This window comes from Deltaproteobacteria bacterium GWC2_65_14, from assembly GCA_001797615.1.
Taxonomy (GTDB): domain Bacteria; phylum Desulfobacterota; class Deferrimicrobia; order Deferrimicrobiales; family Deferrimicrobiaceae; genus GWC2-65-14.
This window is the reverse complement of sequence record MGPV01000064.1, coordinates 18,518-35,910: the sequence shown is the minus strand read 5'-3', so window position 1 is coordinate 35,910 and position 17,393 is coordinate 18,518. Positions and strand designations below refer to the sequence as shown.

Annotated in this window: 11 protein-coding genes and 1 pseudogene; 3 read left to right on the top strand and 9 right to left on the bottom strand. The window is 64.4% G+C overall.

Going from position 1 to position 17,393, the window contains the following annotated elements:
• A pseudogene (locus A2X88_09050) lies at nt 1-622 on the top strand (hypothetical protein).
• 108 nt (nt 623-730) lie between these two features.
• Here A2X88_09050 and A2X88_09045 read toward each other — a convergent pair.
• On the bottom strand, nt 731-1,333 hold the full coding sequence (locus A2X88_09045) for a hypothetical protein (protein ID OGP32963.1): 603 nt from the start codon (nt 1,331-1,333) through the stop codon (nt 731-733).
• 164 nt (nt 1,334-1,497) lie between these two features.
• Between A2X88_09045 and A2X88_09040 the strand changes: the two genes are divergently transcribed.
• Together A2X88_09040 and A2X88_09035 are read left to right on the top strand one after the other, a co-directional pair.
• Entirely contained in the window at nt 1,498-2,286 is a 789-nt protein-coding gene (locus A2X88_09040; protein ID OGP32962.1) for a hypothetical protein, read from the top strand.
• Nucleotides 2,287-2,457: 171 nt separating this feature from the next.
• Complete coding sequence (locus tag A2X88_09035) at nt 2,458-2,934, top strand: hypothetical protein (GenBank protein ID OGP32961.1); 477 nt, start codon at nt 2,458-2,460, stop codon at nt 2,932-2,934.
• A gap of 134 nt (nt 2,935-3,068) precedes the next feature.
• Here the strand turns inward: A2X88_09035 and A2X88_09030 are convergent, their stop codons facing one another.
• The 8 genes from A2X88_09030 to A2X88_08995 all read right to left on the bottom strand — a co-directional run bounded on the left by A2X88_09030 (nt 3,069) and on the right by A2X88_08995 (nt 17,251).
• Nucleotides 3,069-5,387: a hypothetical protein gene (locus A2X88_09030; GenBank protein OGP32960.1), complete on the bottom strand. Its 2,319-nt coding sequence runs from the start codon at nt 5,385-5,387 to the stop codon at nt 3,069-3,071.
• 448 nt (nt 5,388-5,835) lie between these two features.
• Nucleotides 5,836-7,785 (bottom strand): hypothetical protein, encoded by a 1,950-nt coding sequence (locus A2X88_09025; protein OGP32959.1) that lies wholly within the window; start codon nt 7,783-7,785, stop codon nt 5,836-5,838.
• 672 nt (nt 7,786-8,457) lie between these two features.
• Nucleotides 8,458-8,847: a hypothetical protein gene (locus A2X88_09020; protein OGP32958.1), complete on the bottom strand. Its 390-nt coding sequence runs from the start codon at nt 8,845-8,847 to the stop codon at nt 8,458-8,460.
• Nucleotides 8,848-9,057: 210 nt separating this feature from the next.
• Nucleotides 9,058-10,446 carry a hypothetical protein gene (locus A2X88_09015; GenBank protein ID OGP32957.1) on the bottom strand — a complete coding sequence of 463 codons (1,389 nt, stop codon included), beginning with the start codon at nt 10,444-10,446 and terminating at the stop codon, nt 9,058-9,060.
• Nucleotides 10,443-12,038, bottom strand: a complete 1,596-nt coding sequence (locus A2X88_09010) for a hypothetical protein (GenBank protein OGP32956.1) — start codon at nt 12,036-12,038, stop codon at nt 10,443-10,445. Before A2X88_09010 ends, A2X88_09015 begins: the two co-directional genes overlap by 4 nt.
• A 307-nt stretch (nt 12,039-12,345) precedes the next feature.
• Nucleotides 12,346-15,267 carry a hypothetical protein gene (locus tag A2X88_09005; protein ID OGP32955.1) on the bottom strand — a complete coding sequence of 974 codons (2,922 nt, stop codon included), beginning with the start codon at nt 15,265-15,267 and terminating at the stop codon, nt 12,346-12,348.
• Between the two features lie 13 nt (nt 15,268-15,280).
• A complete protein-coding gene (locus A2X88_09000; GenBank protein ID OGP32954.1) occupies nt 15,281-15,967 on the bottom strand; it encodes a hypothetical protein in 687 nt (228 codons plus the stop codon).
• 36 nt (nt 15,968-16,003) lie between these two features.
• Nucleotides 16,004-17,251: a hypothetical protein gene (locus tag A2X88_08995; GenBank protein ID OGP32953.1), complete on the bottom strand. Its 1,248-nt coding sequence runs from the start codon at nt 17,249-17,251 to the stop codon at nt 16,004-16,006.
• Between the last annotated feature and the right edge of the window lie 142 nt (nt 17,252-17,393).

Here is a 17,393-nt window from a genome sequence, read left to right as displayed (position 1 = left end):
CACCCTCTTCAACCTCAAAGGACACAAGCTTCTGGGGGAGAACGGCAGGATCCTGCCGGCCGACGCGGACGGGATCAAGATCGTGTCGATCGGGTTCATGGTCGAGGAGGACTCCCCGGTCATCTGGCGGGGGCCGCTGCTGATGAAGGCGCTGGAGCAGTTCCTCCACGGGACGAAGTGGGGCGAGCTGGACTACCTGGTCATCGACCTCCCGCCGGGGACGGGGGACGTCCAGCTCTCGCTCGTCCAGATGACGCCGGTCGCGGGGGCGGTCGTGGTCACGACGCCTCAGGACCTCGCACTGATCGACGTCAAGAAGGCGGTCCGGATGTTCGAGAAGGTCGGGGTGCCGATCCTGGGCGTGATCGAGAACATGAGCTACTACCTCTGCCCGCACTGCGACGGCCGGAGCGAGATCTTCGGCCACGGGGGCGCGGAGGAGACCTGCCGGAAGATGGGGCTGCGCTTCCTCGGGGAGGTGCCGCTCCAGACGGAGCTGCGGGAGGCCTCGGACGCCGGGGTCCCGCTGGTCGCACGAAACCCGGACTCGCCCGCCGCCCGGGCGATCGAACGGGCGGCCACCGAGTCGGCGGCCGCCCTCGCGGTCCTTTCCAAAGTTTAGGGACGTTCCTAAGAACTCCCGAGAGGTTGTTGGGAGTTCTCGAAAACGTTCCGCTTTCCCCCCGTCCCCCCACCTGCGTTCGGGGAGTTCTTAGGAACGTCCCCGTTCTCAGCCCTCCATCGGGCGGTAGGGGTAGGAGAAGTACTCGTGGGTCTGGATGTTCGCCCAGAACTCCTCGAGGTCCTTCGTGAGGATCAACAGGTCGTGCCGGACGCCGGTCTGGTCCCGCACGTGGCCGCGCAGCACCGCCTCCTGCTTGAAGCCCAGCTTCTCGAAGACCTTCTTCGCCCCTTCCTGCGTCTCCATCATCTCCGCGACGATCTTCTCGAGCCCCGATTTCAGGGCGTGGAGGAACAGCTCGTTCGCGAGGATGCTTCCCATCCCCTGCCGCTGGCATTCCCGGGCAATCGCGATCCGGATCGTCCCGACATGCTTCATCCAGCCGCCGGTGTTCTTGTGGAGCGTCGCGTCGGCCACGACCTCGTTCCCTTTCCAGGCCAGGATCGGAAAGACCTTGTCGTAGTTGAGCTCGATCGCCCAGCGGTTCACCACGGCGGGATCGGTGACGTCGTCCTTGAGGAAGAGCCGGTCCTCCTCGGGGAGCTTCTGGAAGAAGAGAAGGAGGGCGTCCTTGTCCTTCTTCTCGAACGGTCTCAGTACGATCGGGGTTCCGTCCCGCAGTTTCGCCTGTTTCGGGTATTCCAGTGCCATGTCGCGGGTCCTCCTTTCGCGGGATGTAATGGCCCGGCACGATGTAAAATGATGTTTTGAAAGTATATATACTCGGGGTTGCGGCTGTCAACGCTGTTGCCGGCGGTCCCCCCGGACGGATATAACAATCTGGATGGAATGCGGGGAATCGAGGAGGGGCGCCGATGGGGGGGAAGGTGATCGTGGAGCGGGGGGGGAGTGTGGCGACCGTCACCCTGTCCCACCCGGCGAAGAAGAATGCGCTGACCATGAAGCTTCTGGGAGAATTGCGGCAGGCATTCGGCGATCTTTCCGGGGAGGAGACCCGGTGCGTCGTCCTGCGGGGGGAGGGGGGCGAGGCCTTCTGCGCGGGATACGACATCAACGCGATCCCCGCGGGAGGATCGGGCGAGGGGCAGGTGCTCCTTTCCTCGAATCCCTTCGACGACATGATCCGCGCGGTGGAATCGTTTCCCGCCCCGGTGATCGGGATGCTCAACGGCTTCGCCTTCGGCGGCGGGCTGGAGCTGGCGGTCGCCTGCGACATCCGGATCGCCTCCGACCAGGCGGTCTTCGGGATGACCCCGGCCCGGCTGGGGGTGATCTACCGGCCCGCGGGGCTGATGCGGTTCGTCAACACGATCGGGCTGCCCGCGACCAGGGAGCTCTTCTACACCGCTCGGAAGGTGAGCGCGAGGAGGGCCTTCGACCTGAAGCTCGTCAACCGGGTCTGTCCCCCCGAGGAACTGTCGCAGGTTGTCTACGAAATGGCGAAGGAAATCGCGGAGAACGCCCCTCTGTCCATCCGCGGGACGAAGCGGATCCTGTCCCTGTGCATGGCCTTCCGCGGCCTTCCGCCGGACGAGGCGCGCGAGGCGGAGGAGCTCATCCGCCGGTGCATGGAGAGCGAAGACCTCCTCGAGGGGAAGAAGTCCTTCCTTTCGAAGCACAAGCCCGCCTTCCGGGGGCGCTGAAACAACCCGCCCCCCGGCTCCTTCCCGGGCCCTTTCGTTTATCCGTATTCCCCGTCCGGCCGCCGGAAACAATCCCGGCGGGCCCAACATCGTAGGGGTATCGTCCCCGAATTTGGGAAAAACGGACCAACGGTTTCGGAACAGCCGGAGGACGGCAAGAGGAGATCTCCGATGAATCGAAAAATACGCTTCGGCCTATCGTTTCTGGTAATCGTGGCGCCTTTCCTGCTTGCCGCCTGCGGCGGAGGTGGAGGAGGGGGAGTCGCCCCGCAACCGCCGGCCGCGCCGAACGTCGTCACGAAATTCGCCTCGCTGGACAACACCCAGGAGACCACGGGATCCACGTCCACGTCGCTGGGATTCGGCGTCCTCGCGCTGAACACGGACACGAACGGAATTGCGGGGTTCATCGTCGACAACGTGGCGGCGGGGACGGCGGCGCACGTCCACGGGCCGGCGGCCCGGGGGGTGGAAGCGGGCGTGCTGGTGCCGCTGATCGGGGCCGGCCCCGGCCTCTGGGTCCTCCCCGATGGAGCGATGCTGCCGGCTGCGAACGAGGCGGACTTCAACAACGGCCTGCTCTACTACAACGTCCACACCGCGGTCAACCCGGGCGGGGAGATCCGCGGACAGATCGACCTGCCGTAGAGGCGCCGCATCCGGGAGTCCCGGAAGCGCGCGCCATCGGGAGGCAAAAAAAAAGCCCGGCCCCCTCGCAGGGGCCGGGCTGCTCTCCCTCTGATTTGCCCGGGTGCGGCGTCGGATCCCCGGTTCGTTTCCGCTTACGGGGCGGTCGCGCCGACCGCGTACTCGCGCTCGGCGCGGATGGCGCCGCCGTTGAGGCGGAAGTGGTCCGCCGCGACGCCGCGGTCGTGGCAGTAGTAGCACGCCGAGGCGGTCGGGCTGTTCACCCAGTCGGTGTCGTTGGGCACGCTGTCGCGGGCCGCGTTGATGTGGTCCAGGGTCTCGGCCGAGTCTCCCGTTGTGGTTCTCTCGGTGCTCACCAGGACGCCTTCGGGCAGATCGGCCTTGTAGGAGGTGCCGACGTGGCACTTCGTGCAGCGGCTCAGGTCGCCCGGGAACGTCACTTCGCTCCAGTTGTAGTAGAAGCCGGTCAAGCCGCCCGACGTCCGGTTGCGGACGAACTCGTAGTCGGTGGTCCGCAGGTGGGATGAGTGAATTCCGTGGATGAGGTTCTTGAAGTGCATGGACGCCTCGGGGTAGACCAGGGGATCGGAGCCGACGGCGGCGACGACGTTAGGATTGATGGTCTGGGTCGCCGGGTCGATCGTGCGCCCGCTGCTGCTCAGGTTGGGATTGTGGCAGGTCACGCAGACCTGCACGTTGTTGACGCGGCTCCCGCCGTGCAACGCAAGGGTCTCGTGGCACTCCAGGCAGCCGACGGGCTGCCCGTCTTCGTAGCCGCTCTTGACCACGGTGCGGCGAACGGCGTCGCCGGTGACCGCTTTCACGAACGACGGGGTGGGACGGCCGACGTTCACGGCGGGGGTGGAGGAGTTCCCATCGAGGTCGACGCCCGTCTGGGTGAAGCTCCCCTGGAGGGCGACCGCCCGCAGCGTCGCGCCGGCCGGGAAGGGCGCGGACGACAGGGTGGCCGTGTAGGCGGCCGCCGAGCCGGTCATGGAGGAGGCCACGCTCGCCAGGGATACGCTGGCCGGCTGCCCGGCGCTCCTGCCGAGGTTGTTGTAGTCCGTCGGCGCCGCGACGCCGTCCTGCGGAAGCGCGTACGCGAGCAGGAACGCTGGCCCGCCCGTGAAGCCGGTGGGCGGGTAGGTGGCAAGATCGAGCGGCGAGCCGTCCTTGTCGATGTGGAAGGTGACCACCGCCGCGTTGTCGCTGTCCACCGTGACCTCGTCGATCACGTACTCGAAGTTGGACAGGTTCGCCGGAACGTCCTGGTTGTTGGGAGTCGCAACCGTGGTGAGGTGCTTGTCGATGATGCCGGCGAGCCCGCCTGTCGGCGGATGACAAACCGCGCAGAGGCGGTTGTCCGCCTGTGGGCCGCCGCTATGCCCGGCGCCGGTGGCGAAGTCGACCTCGGTGTGGCAGGAGCCGCAGGCCTCGGCGCTCGGGCGGGTGTACCAGTTCTGCCCGTCCGTGCCCTTGTGGCACTTGTTGCAGTTGCGGACGTCCTGGGGAAAGGTCACTTCGGTAAAATCGCGAACGGCGGTTCGGATCGTGAAGGCCTGCGCCGTGTGGATCTTGTGGACCAGGACCGCCAGCTGCCCGTTCCGGCCGGTGGCCGGGTACGAAGCGGTCCAGTACGTGGGGTTATGGCAGTTCACGCAGTACCCGGTCTCCCGGCGGGCCCCGCCGTGGAACTGCGGAGTGACGCCCAGCGGATCGTGGCACTCGTTGCAGGCGGCCGTCGTGACGATGTTGCGGGCCGGGGGGACCGAGGTGAACGGTGAGACGTCCGGCACGAAGTCGACCGTCTGGTTCAGCACCGGCACGTCCGGTATGTCGGAAATCCGGATCGACACACGGTGGGTGTGGGCGCCGTTGAACTCCGCAGTCGGCACGGAGCCGTCGGTAAAGGTGTAGGTGTAGTTGCCGCCGCCGTTGTGAGCCAGGCGCGCGGCGACGCGCTGCTCGGCGACGTAGGTGGCCCACTGGTCGGGCTCGTAGGTCGTCACCCCCGGCCCCAGCGGATAGTCCGTGCCGGGCACCAGTCTGGTGATGGAAAACCTCGCGTAGGCGAGGTTGCTTCCCGACGGGGTAAGAAGGATGTCCGGCGCGACCGCGGCCCCCGCACTGGTCGAGGCCGCGAAGTCGAAATTCACCGCGGTAATGACGTTGTCCCCGGCCGGGGACAACGTGACGTTGTCGATGGCGGCCGTTACGGTCCCGGCCCCCGCGTCGAGCCCGTGCATCGTAGCGACGTCATATGCGCGCCCCGCGCCGTGGCAGACGACGCAGGACTCGTCGGCCTGGATGCCCGCTCCGGGCGCCCCGGGCGCCCCTGGGGCTCCGGGAGGCCCCTGCGCGCCGGTCGCTCCGTCGCTTCCCTCGCACCCCATGAACAGAACGGGCACGATAATGGACAAGAGTGCCAGTACAACAAAAGATTTTCTCACCACCCCCCCCTTTGAACACGGTTGACGTTGCGCCACTCCCTCAAATGCCGACGTGGAAGATCGATCATGCCTGACGTCCCTGCGCGATCACCCCCTTTCCACGAAGAAAACCGGAAACCGGTTCTTCCTACCGTTCTGCTCCCCCCATGCTACGGTCTGTCGGGCGGAGGCCTCACTGAAGCGGTGGCAGGTCGTTAGAGGGTTTTTTGATTCCAGGAAACGTTCTCATGATGCCGTGCTACGGTACGCAGATGGAACCCGGCGTGTCAATCGAAATTTCTTCGGCCAAAACGCAATGAGCCCGGCCCCATGACGGGACCGGGCTCAGCGTACGTGGTTTGCGTCAGGGCCGGAACGCCCGGGTCTTTCCTACGGCACCGCCACCACGCTCAGCGACATCGTCGGAGGGGAAAAGGGCCCCGAAGGGCCCTTTTCCCTGGATCTTTGCCTTTCACAGAGACAATAGAATCATTTCATACTTGTCCACAATCGCCTTATAACCAAACGTAATTGCATGGGACCGGACCGGAGCGGAATTGTGGCAGCTGGTGCACGCGGCAGCCGCAGGCCCGATCGAGATGTCATCGCTCTGGTCCGCCCAGGAAGTACCGGCATCCACCGTCAGGGCGACGGCCTTGGTCTGATCCGGAACTTCGTAGGTACCCGCATTGTGGCAGGCCAAACAATCATTCACAGGCTGCGGATAATGGATGACCGTCCAGTTATGCGCGATGGTCGAGCCATTGGTGGAGCCATAGATCGTCATGCCGTCCGTCGGCCATCCCGTCGGCTTGGCCATATCCTCCGTCGCAAAAGCGTAGACGCCCCTGCTTCTGTAGATCACCCAGGTAGTCTCGCTGAAGCCGACGCCATGAATGGCATGGAGCATGTACCGCAGATCGTATGATTCAGCGGTCTTGCCATCATACGTGGCGTTCGTGTTCACCGAACCGTCCGCATTGACGATCTGGTATCGGGTCAGCCGGTTGTTCTTGTCATTGGAAGACGGGTTGTGGCAGATCACGCAGAGTTGAACATTATCGATACGGTCGCCGCCATGCTGGTACATGGTCCCTGCGTGACAGCCGGTGCACTTGGCGTTGTCCACGATATTGCGCCGCGCAGTTGCAGCGGAACCGTCCGCCATGTTGAACGCATAGGTGGGAGACGGAAAGCGGACGAAGTACCCGTTGCCGGTTGCCGCGTGCTTGGCTTTCGCCTTCCCGCCGATGGCGAGCACCACTTTTTCGGCGGCGGCGGCTGCCGAGCTGATCGTCAGACCGGTCGTGGTCGCCACGTTGGACGCGCAAGTGGTTGTAAGAGAGGAGAACAGGTTTCTTGCACCCAAAGGCTGGCCGGGCGAAGTCCCGACGCCGTCGTTCACCCAGTCGTCCCCTATTGCGTACGACAGGTAGGCGCCGACGTTGCTGCCGCTGAACACCGGCCCGCTGTCGATGTTCGTGTTGCAAGGATCGACGGCCACGCCGTTCTTCGAGGCCGTCCAGGTGAAGGTGACATTGTCCCCGGTCTTGGTCACGCCCGTAACCTGGAAGGAAATGTTGTCCGGATTCTCGAAGGAGATGTCCTTGCCTCTGTAGAACGAGTTGTAATGGGCATCGGTAGACTCGAAGGAACTGTGGAAATCTCCGGCTTCATCCATCGAAGTGCTTAAACCATGGCACGCCATGCAATCTGCGTCGGCTGCCAATGTCCTATGGAAATTGCCTGCGGCAATCAGAGCATTTCCATCATGGTCGACAAAACCGTCCCAGGACTGGTGACAGGAGAAGCAAAGGTAACGCGAAACAGGCGCTTCGACCGCCGCCGAAAGCTGGTCGGTCGTCACGTGACAGGATACGCAGTTCCGCATGTCCGACGGGTACCCCACCGACCACTCCTCTCCATGGAAGTACGCCACGCCCGCGGGCATGTTGTGGGAGTTGTGAACGCCATGAACATAGATCGGAAGGTTGCCCCCCCAACCAGTATAGGTGGTGGTGTCCCAATTCCCCGCAGCATCCTTAAAGGCATTGTAGTATGAGCGGGCAGCCCTCGTATGGCAGATCTGGCAGTCTTCACCAGCCGATGCATAATGGCTGCCGCCACGAAAGACAGTCTCTCCGTGACATTTCTTGCAGCCATCGTTGGACACGAGATCGCGAAGGTGCCGCGTGCCATTTGTCGCGACGACCACCGGCCGTGAATCGCCTGCCGCATTCGTCAGCTGGAACAGATAGGTGGCATCGTCAATGACTTTGCCGGCGACAACGGTGACCGTGTAATTGCCGGCGCTGGCCGCAAGCGATACATCGGCGGTTGTCGAAAGAGAATCCCGCTGGAAGGTGCTGCGTGCGCCTGGGTAGTTGGGGTCGGTGGCCAGAGCCTGGTTGTCCCAGTTCACATAAGCACGACGAACCGTATAAGCATCATTGTTCACACCATCAACCTTGAGGTTAAACGTAATTTCGAGAATACCGGTATCACCGTCCAGCGCTGATGCAACATTGCTGATGCTTGCGACCCCCGTGGCGGCGTGGGTCGCTGCCACGTTACCGTGACAGACGGCACAAGACTCAGGATTGGCTGCAGTAGTAGCATCCGATCCCGGCGGTCCTGTTCCGCCTTGTGGGCCCTCAATACCCTGGAGACCTTGGGCTCCGTCGTCTCCAGCGCACCCCATGAACAGGACGGGCAGGAACATGGCCAGAATGGCCAGTGCAATCCATGATTTTCTCACCGTTCCCTCCTTAAGTACCGATATCTGGTTGGCATTCCCTCACTCAAGCCGACGCGACAAACCGATCCGGTTGGACGTCCCTGCGCGATCACCTCCCTTTCCTGAAAATGTTGTGACGAATCCGGTCCTTCTCACGGCGTTCCTCCGAGCGCAAAGGTCTGTTCGTAACCTTCTCAAGGCGAGAACCGTGCCAACATATAAGCTCTTGAATCAAGGTGTGATTTCCCTGGAGGGAGGGTCCCGATGTGGGGCATTTCCGACGCACCCCCCCGAGGGACACTTTGTTTCTGTTGTTTTTATGAAAGGTTATGGGAGCGGCGGGAATGGCGCATCCGCCTATGCGCGAGACGCCCTTTCCTCACGTTTCTTGAGGAGGGCGGCGTCGACGGTCGATTTAAGACGCGCGAAATCGATCGGTTTCGGCAGGAAGTCGACGACTCCCAGGGATTTCGCGTATTCCAGGTTCTCTTTCGTGTCCTCGCAGGAAACCAGTATCACGGGGGGGGCATCCGGCAGGCTTCCGATCCTCTTCAAGGTGTCCCAACTCTTCTTTCCGTCGATATACAGATCCAGAAGGACGAGGTCGCAGGGTCCTTGCGTGACCTGCTCCCACGCTTCGGCCTCGGTTGCCGCCGTGTTTACCGAGCACGCGTGGCTGCGCCGGATGACGCGTTCGATGATTTCCCGGAAATGGGAATCGTCGTCTACAACAAGGATGTTTTCCACATCGCGCAGATACGCAATTTCCGCGCCAGAAATCGAATCCCTGACTCGTGGATGGAACTCTACGTATTTCCAGGGGAAACGAGCGCGGAGAGATCGTGGTTGCGGTTTTGGAACGCGTTCTTCTTGCGGCCCGATCGACGCATCCCGGGGAGGAGAAGCGGCGAACCCGTCAAATCACGAAGGATTTCCCGCGAGACGGGGAATGACGCACTATTGTTCCTCCCGGAACGCGGCGGACCGGATGCCGTAGCGACGCATGAGTCTCTGGAAATTTCCCCGGTCCATGCCGAGGCTTTCGGATGCCCTGGAAACGTTGCCGTCGTGTTCCCGCAAGGCGTTGCCGATGATCCCGCGATGGAAGTCGTCCAGGAGCCTCTGTTTGGCGTCCTGGTAGCCAAGGGCCGGTTCGATCGCCGCCTGCGCGGTTTCCTTTCCCAGCATCTCCCTTGGCAGATCTTCCGGCGTTATGCTTCTGCCCGGCTTGAGGATCGTGAGACGCTCCACGAGGTTCCTGAGCTCCCGCACGTTGCCGGGCCAGCCATATGCCAGGAGGACCTCCATCGCCTCGTCGGTGAAACGGATCTCCCGCTCCCTGGCGGTCGCGAACTTCGCGACGAACTGGCCCGCGAGAACGCGGATGTCTCCCTTCCGCTCGCGCAGGGGGGGAATCCGGATCGGGACCACGGCCAGCCGGTAGTACAGGTCCTCCCGGAACTCCCCTTGCCGGATCAGCGCAGGCAGGTCCTTGTTGGTGGCGCTCACGATCCGGGTGTCCACCTCGATCTCGCGGAAGTCCCCCAACCGCCGGACCTTGCCGTCCTCGAGCACTCGCAGGAGCTTCGCCTGGAGCGCCCTGGAGAGGTCGCCGATCTCGTCGAGGAAGAGGGTGCCCTTGTCCGCGTACTCGAAGAGTCCCTTCTTGTTCTCCGTCGCGCCGGTATACGCCCCTTTGACGTGGCCGAACAGCTCCGACTCGAGGAGGTTCTCCGGGATCGCGCTGCAGTTGATCGGGACGAACATCCTGTCGGCCCGGTTCCCCCGGAAGTGGATCGCCCGGGCGACCAGCTCCTTGCCGGTCCCGCTCTCCCCCTGGATCAGCACGCTGGAGGCGCTGCCGGAGACGCTCGCGACGACCTCGAAGAGCTGCCGCATCGGGAGGGACTCGCCGGTCAGGTCCGCGTGCCTGGACCGGCTCTTCAGCTCCTCCTTGAGGTAGACGTTCTCCTCGATGAGCGCCCTTCGCTCGAAGATCTTCCGGACGTGGAGGAGAAGCTCGTCCACCTGGAACGGCTTGAGCAGATAGTCGTGGGCCCCCTTCTTCATCGCTTCGATCGCCGATTCGACGGTGGCGTTGGCGGTCATGACGATCACGTCCGTGTGCTTGCCGATCGACTTGGCGCTCTCCAGGATCTCGATCCCCTGCCCGTCGGGCATGTAGATGTCCGTCAGGACGACCCCGGGAGCCTCCTTGTGGAGAAGCTCGATCCCCTCCCGGACGGTGCTCGAGACGGCCACCTCGTACCCCTCCCTGCGCAGCACTCGGGCCAGCACGGCCGAGAGGTTCGCGTCGTCTTCGACGATGAGGATATTCCGGTTCATGGAGCGGCCGTTTCCGTGCCCTTCGGAAGGAAGATCCGGAACGTGGTCCCCTGCCCTTCGACGCTCTCCACGTCGATCCGGCCGTTGTGCTCCCGGATGATCCCGTAGGTGATGGCGAGGCCGAAGCCCGTTCCCTGTTCCTTCGTCGTGAAGAAGGGCTGGAAGATCTGCTTGATCTGCTCCCGGGGGATCCCCACGCCCGTGTCGGTGATCTCGATCTCCACCCCCTCCGAGAGCGGCTCCGACCGGTTGCTCGTGACGACGCGGAGCTCGCCCCCGCCGGGCATCGCCTGCACCGCGTTCAGGATGACGTTCAGGAAGACTTGCCGAAGCTGCCCGCTTCCGGCCCGGATCGGGGAGAGACCGGGGGCGAGCCGCTTCACAAGCCGGATCGATTTCGCCTTGGGCTGGAACTCCAGGATCTTGAACAGGTCCTCCAGCACGTCGTTGACGTGGGTGATCTCCTTCCTGGACTGGGTGGATCGGGCGAAGCCCAGCAGGCTCCGCGTGATCTTGATCGCCTGGTTCGCCTCGTACTCGATGACCTCGATGTCCTTGAGGAGGGCCGGATCGTCCCGGACGTCCTGCTTTACGAGCTGGGCCATGTTCAGGACGACGCTCAAGGGGGTGCTGAGCTCGTGGGAGATGCCCGAGGAGAGGGTCCCGATCGCAGCCATCGTCTCGGCCCGCACCATCTGCTCCTGGGCGTTCTTCAACTCCTGGTTGGCCCTGGCAAGGTCGACCGTCGCCTCCTTCACCTTCTCTTCGAGTCGCGCATTGAAATCGGCCAGGTCCGCCAGGTTCCTGTCCTTCTCGACGTGCATCTCGTTCAGGCGATCGATCATGCTGTTGAACTCGCCCGCCAGGTACCCGATCTCGTCCTTCGACCGGATCTCGAGCTTCCTCCGGAGGTCTCCTTCCTTCACGCTCCGGATCCCCTGGACGAAGGCGTCCACGGGACGGGTCACCGCCTGGATCATGACGACGAAGGACAGCAGGACCAGGGCGATGGAAAGGGAGAGGACCAGGTAGACGGTCAGCTTCGACCGGTCGACCAGCTCCCCGGTCCTCTCTCCCACCTCGTTCCGCATGTGCCGGTAGGACCGTAGGGTCTCCGAGATCCGCTCCGCGATGGCCTTTCCCTGGCCGATGATCTCATCGTCCGTCGGGACCTGTCCTTTCACGATCTCCGGGTCGGCCTTCCCCGCGAAGCGGTCGTGATATTCCCCGAGCCTTCCCCGTAGATCCGCAAGCGTGGCGCGGATCTCGCCGACGTTCGTCGGCCGCTGGGCGTGGCACTCCCCGCACAGCTTTCCCTCCATCGTCTCCGAGGCCCGGTGCGCCTCCTCGAGTTCGCCTTCCAACGTCCGGATATCCAGGACGGCGTGCTTCAGATCCTGGATCTCCCCGGAACGGTACCGGTACAGGGCGATGATCGTGTCCCGGATCCCCACCTCGAGCTCCTCGTAGCGGTCGATGAGCTCCTCCTGGTGCTCCCAGAGGCTCTGGTGGGAGAGGATGACGTTGAGGCCGCGGATGACGAAGATGCTGCCGACAACGTGGAAGACCATCACCGCGGCGAGGCCGATCAACAGTTTCTTTCTCACGGGTTGCCCTCGTGAGGTCGGGGTCTTGCGAAGTGAGCGGGGACGCCCGGCTTCTTCGGCAGGCCCGGGAGACGGTGGATTTTCTTAGGGGACGGTCGATGCATGGCGATTTTCCCCATAGTATACCGATAAACATCCGCGGGAAACGGATTTTCCTTCCCGGGAGGAAGTCCCGGGAAGGGGGACGGAGCGATGTTGACGAGGGCCTGGCCCAACGGGAAGCCCGCCCGCGAAGAAAGAAAAAGCCCCCGCCGGAGCGGGGGCCTTTTGGACCGTTTTCCTGCCGACCCGTCTAGGGTCGGATGAGCACGGTGGGTGCGAGCACGGCGTTCGGGTCCAGGTCCCGGATCGAGTCGAAGAGCAGCTGGAGGAGGGACCGCGCGTTGTGGATGTATCCGCACGGCTCGTTCTGGACCACCGTGTAGTTGTAGGCCGCCCTGAGGAGCGTGGCGTCGAAGGCGACGTACCGGTTGGCGAACACCGCCTCCCCCGGGTCGACCAGGCCGTTGGCGTTGGTGTCGATGAACCAGTACGGGTAGACGCCGGGCGCGTAGACGATCGGTACGCCTGTACCGTCAGGCGGGGCTGCCGCCGCGTAGGCCTGGATCGCCAGGAGCAGGCGGTTGACGACGTTGTCGTTCACGACGTTATCGGGGGCCGTTCCCCAGATCTCGAAGTAGAGCCCCTCATTGGCGTCCCCGTTCCCGTTGAAGTCGATCGCGGGGGGAAGAAGGGTAAGCCGGATGTCCCGGAACCTCGCCGGATCGGCCGGGTTGTCCGGGACGGCGACCGTCGTGATGTGGCACGCCACGCAGTACTCCGTCTTCGGGAAGAACGTGTGGTTGTTCTTCCGAAGATCGGCGGTCCTGCCCATGTGGCACTCGATGCAGGTGTCGCGTTCGGGCACGTGCGCGAACCGCCCGACGTAGACGTTGTCCCCGTACTCGTACCCGCCGAGGACCTCGGTGCCGAACAGGGTCGCGGCCGCGGCGAAGTAGTGGTTGTTGACGAAGGTGAGGTTGTTCTCCCCGCCGGCCGCGATCGCCGCGTCCACCTGGACCTTGGACGCGCGTCCCTGGTGGCACGCCATGCACATGTTGCTGTCGTCGGCCAGGCTCGCCCTCCGCCCGGAGGGGAAGAGGACGTTGTCCAGCGCCGTGTAGGTGGCGCGCTCGTCCCACAGCGTGGTGCCGTCCCCTTCCTCCGTGTGGCACGCCCCGCAGGAGATTTTAGTCCCCAGCTTCGCCGCCGAGTTCACAACCCCGTCGGTTGCGAAATCCCGGAAGCCGGGCCTGCTGTGGCACTTCGCGCAGGAGGTCGGGACCGCGCCGTCGGCGTCCCAATGCCGGAACGGCTCTCCGGTAAAGTCCGCGTGGCCGGACGCCGACCACTCGGCGACCGTGCTCACGTAGCCAACGCTGGCCGGGTTGTTGTTGTGGCATCCCACGGAGTAGCAGGAATTGGCCATTTCCGCGGGGTCTGCTCCGGATACGAAGGGAAGCCGGAGGTTCGCGCTCGGCCAGATGGTGTTGAAGGTGTGGTTGTGGATGTCCCCTTCCTTGAGGCCGGTCCCGAAGGCCGTGGTGATGGCCGACGAGGAGGTCTTGGGCATGTGGCACTTCGAGCACCGCCCGACGCCGGTTCCCGCCGGGTCATACAGACCCGCGATGTGGCTATCGCCCATGACGGCTTCGGTCCCCATGTGGGCCAGAACGGCGTTCTTCACGTTCGTCCCGCCGATCCGCACATCGTTCACGGTGAGCCCGAAGTCCCCGGCGTGGCAGGCCAGGCAGAGGGTGTTGTCGTCGTTGTTCGTATAAAGGGTCGTTCCCGCGACGGTGACGGTATTGCGGACCTGGTGGTCCCCCTTTCCTTCGTGCGGGTCGTGGCAGTCCCAGCAGGTAAGCCCACCGGTGTCGGCGGCGTGCGGCCCCTGCTCGACGTCGGTCCACTGCTGGTGGTGCTGGCGGGAAGCGACGTAGATGGGGAAGCGGGGGTAGTCGGCATACCAGTTCCGGTATCCCGAATAGATGGCCCGCGCGCCTGCCCCGAAGTCCGCGGAGGCGGTGCCGTAGTACGCGGTTCCGATGTTGAGGAGCACGAAGGGGTTCCCGGCCGAGTTGTCGATGACGCTGTCCCCGGGGAGAGGAAGCTGCACGACCCCCGAGACGAACCGCGCCGGGTACTCCAGGCCCAGGGGGCTCGTGCCGGAGAGGATCGTGGCGTTGCCCTCGCCGCGGTGGTGGCAGGCGCCGCACACCTGGTTGGCGAACCGCTTCCCGGTCACCCCGAGGGCCTCGAAGTTCGCCGGGTTGATGATGTCCCTCGCGTTCCGGCTTGCCGCATGCGCGGCTCCCGGGCCGTGGCAGTTCTCGCAGCCGATGTTGAGCTCCGAGTAGCCGGTCACCGCCTCCTGGACGCCGGTGCCTCCGTAGTTCGTGGTCTCAGCCTTCACCGCGAGCCCGGTCTGGTGGCAGCCCGCGCAGCGATTCTCCCAGGACCGCTGGGTGCCGTTGGTGCCGGCGACTCCCAGCGCCCCGAACTGGACGACCAGGTTGTCGCTCCCGTAGGCCGCCGTGTAGCGGGGGGTGGTGCCGCTGTACCAGTGGGAGGCGTTGTAGTTCACGTAGACCTTGGTCTTCTCCTGGTACTGCACCGGGGAGACGTAGTAGCTTCGCCCGACCCGGGTGTGGTACCGCTGCTTCCAGAGGCCGTTGCCGCCCTGGGTCCGCTGGATCTCGAACTTCGTGCCGGAGGGCCCCAGCTGGGTGTAGTATTTTCCGCCGGAGAAGCTCAAAATCGGCGCGTTGGGGCGCAGCCCCTTGAGGGTCGAGTCGGCGATGGCGTCGGTGGCCGGGTCGTTGAAGTCAAGCCCGTCCTTGAAGTCGTTCACCCCGTTGCCGTCGGCGTCGTTGACGAAGATGCCGTCCCCGAGCTCGGCCACGGTCTTGAGCGGCGCGTTGTGGAGCGACTTGCCCCACCCGGCGAACTGGTTCGGGTGGCAGGCGGCGCAGGCACCCGACCCGGCGTAGCCCGGCGCGGCCGCGAGGACCGGGTCTCCCTTCTGGACCACGACCGAGGAGGTTTGGGAGGTTCCGACCTGTCCCTCCCGGTTCCCGGAGGTGCCGCACCCGTTGAGGATGACGGCCAGGAAGAGGAACGTTCCCAACATCCCAAGGCGCATCGAGAACCGCTTCATGGATCCGACCTCCATTCGATGGTTTCCGTTAGAAATCATGGCAGACCTTGCAGGACCGGTTGTTGCTGCGCGACCCGATCCGGTCCGCCTTGAAGCCTCTCGGGTGCGGGTTGACCTTCAGTCCGATCTTCGCCGAATGGCAGGTCAGGCAGACGTCGCCTTCCGGGTGGCAGGACTGGCAGGAGGCGAGGTTCCGGCGCGCCTCCGCCGCATGCTGGTCGGGGAAGGCTGCGATGTAGGCCTGCGTCCCCCCGCTTTGGGCATGATCCCGGATCGTCCGTGCGGCCACGTTCAGCCGCCCGTGGCAGTCGGCGCAGAACTTCGCCTGGTGGCACCGGGAGCACTGCTGCGGGTTGGACATCGCCTGGATCGGGTGGATCGAGACCCAGTCGCTGCGATGCGTTTCCGGCTTGATGTCCCGCTTGTGCTGGCTGCTCGAGAGCTTCGCCTGGATCCCGCCCCCCTGGTGGCAGTCCTGGCAGGTCCCCTGGTCGTGGCACTCGAAACAGTTCCGCTTTGGGCTCGCCGCCGGGATCCGGTGCTCCTTCAGCCAACCGCCGCCGTGGTTCGGGGGGACCCCTTCCCCCTTGTGGCATTCGGCGCACTCGTTGAACTTGAGGTCCCGGTACCCCGTATGGTCCTCCCGGGCGAATCCGGCCGAAGCCAGGATGATCGCCGGCAGAAGGATCAGGATCGATCGGAGAATCGTTTTCATATCGGTATCGTCCCCCTCAGTTTGCCTGCGCGGGCGTCAGAACCGGATCTCCACCGAGGCCCGCCCCTGGAACTCGTTTTCGAACTGGCGGGTCACGGTGTCCTCCAGCCGTATTTTGGCGGTCATGTCCTTGCGGAATTCGCAGGAGCAGGCGACCCAGAATTTCTTCGCGGAAAAATCGTTCGCCATCGAGTCCCGCTGGAAGACGTCGTAGCTGACCCCGGCGGCCAACAGCGCCTTCTTCCAGGCGTAATCGGCCGATACCCGGAACCCGGTCAGGTCGCCGGGGTAGCCGCTTCGGTAGTCCAGCGAGGCGTTGACCCCCAGGCCGGCGACCCTGTTCGGACGGGCCCGCACCCCCAGCGCCACCACGTCGGCCGTGGGGCCGTCGTAGTCGCCCCGCGTGTAGGAGCCGTAGAGGGTGTACTCTTCGGAGAGGATCCAGTCCGCCCGGCCCAGCGCCTCCCAGTAGGGGGTCACGGCGAAGGCGGTGTAGATCGTGTCCGCGTCGAAGGTCGGGTAGGAAAAGAAATACTCGCCGGTCAGCGTCAGAAGCCCCGGCAGGGCGAAGACCTTGGCCCCCGCCAGGAATTCGCTGGTGGATTCATGGAGAAGGTCGAACCGCCAGTCGAGGTATCCCCTCGCTTTCCCGAGGAGATATTGGTCGGCGCGGAGCCCGACCATCTCCCGGATCTGATCGCCGTCGTCGTACTTGCTCAGGTAGGAAAGCTCGAGGTTGTTCCCCTTGAGGAAGGAACCGCCCACCGACGCGCCGAAGAGGTAGTTCCCCGACTGGGACCGGTCGGTCGTCTGCGCGAACCGGACGTCGTACCCGGCGAAGGCGGAGAAGGTCACCGGACCCAGGTTGCGCACCTCCGCCCGGATCCCGTCGATCGTCCCGGCCCCGGCGCCGACCGCGACATACTGGCGTCCCAACCGGATCTCGCCGCGCTCCTGTGGAAGGGCGTAATTCACGTAGAGGAAGTAGAGGCGCCCGATGGCGCCGTCGTCGTCGCCCAGGGCGGGATCGTTGTCCCCGCCGAACTGGTAGGAGACCCGGCCGTAGCCGAAGGCGGAAAACCTTCCCGTCGGGTCGATCTTCGTCGCCCCGATCTTGACATACTGCACCAGGTCGCTTTGGTCGTCGTCCTTGAACGGGTCGGTGTACCAGAGGTACTGGGTGGAGCTCTGGAACCGAAGGTCCGCCGCCGGCGACAGCCCCGGCGTCAGAAAAAAGAGGAGAAGGGTGCCGACGAGCGGAAGCCACCTCTTTTTTCGTCTCATGGGGGCCCTGCCTCCTTTCGGGTTGGGATGGGGGATCCGGGGGGAGAAGCGATGAGGCGCGGCCCCGGCACATCACCTGGAATATTCGGCGGAAATTGGAAGTTCGTGTGAGAGCCCCGAACGCCGTTCGACGGCGGCAAAA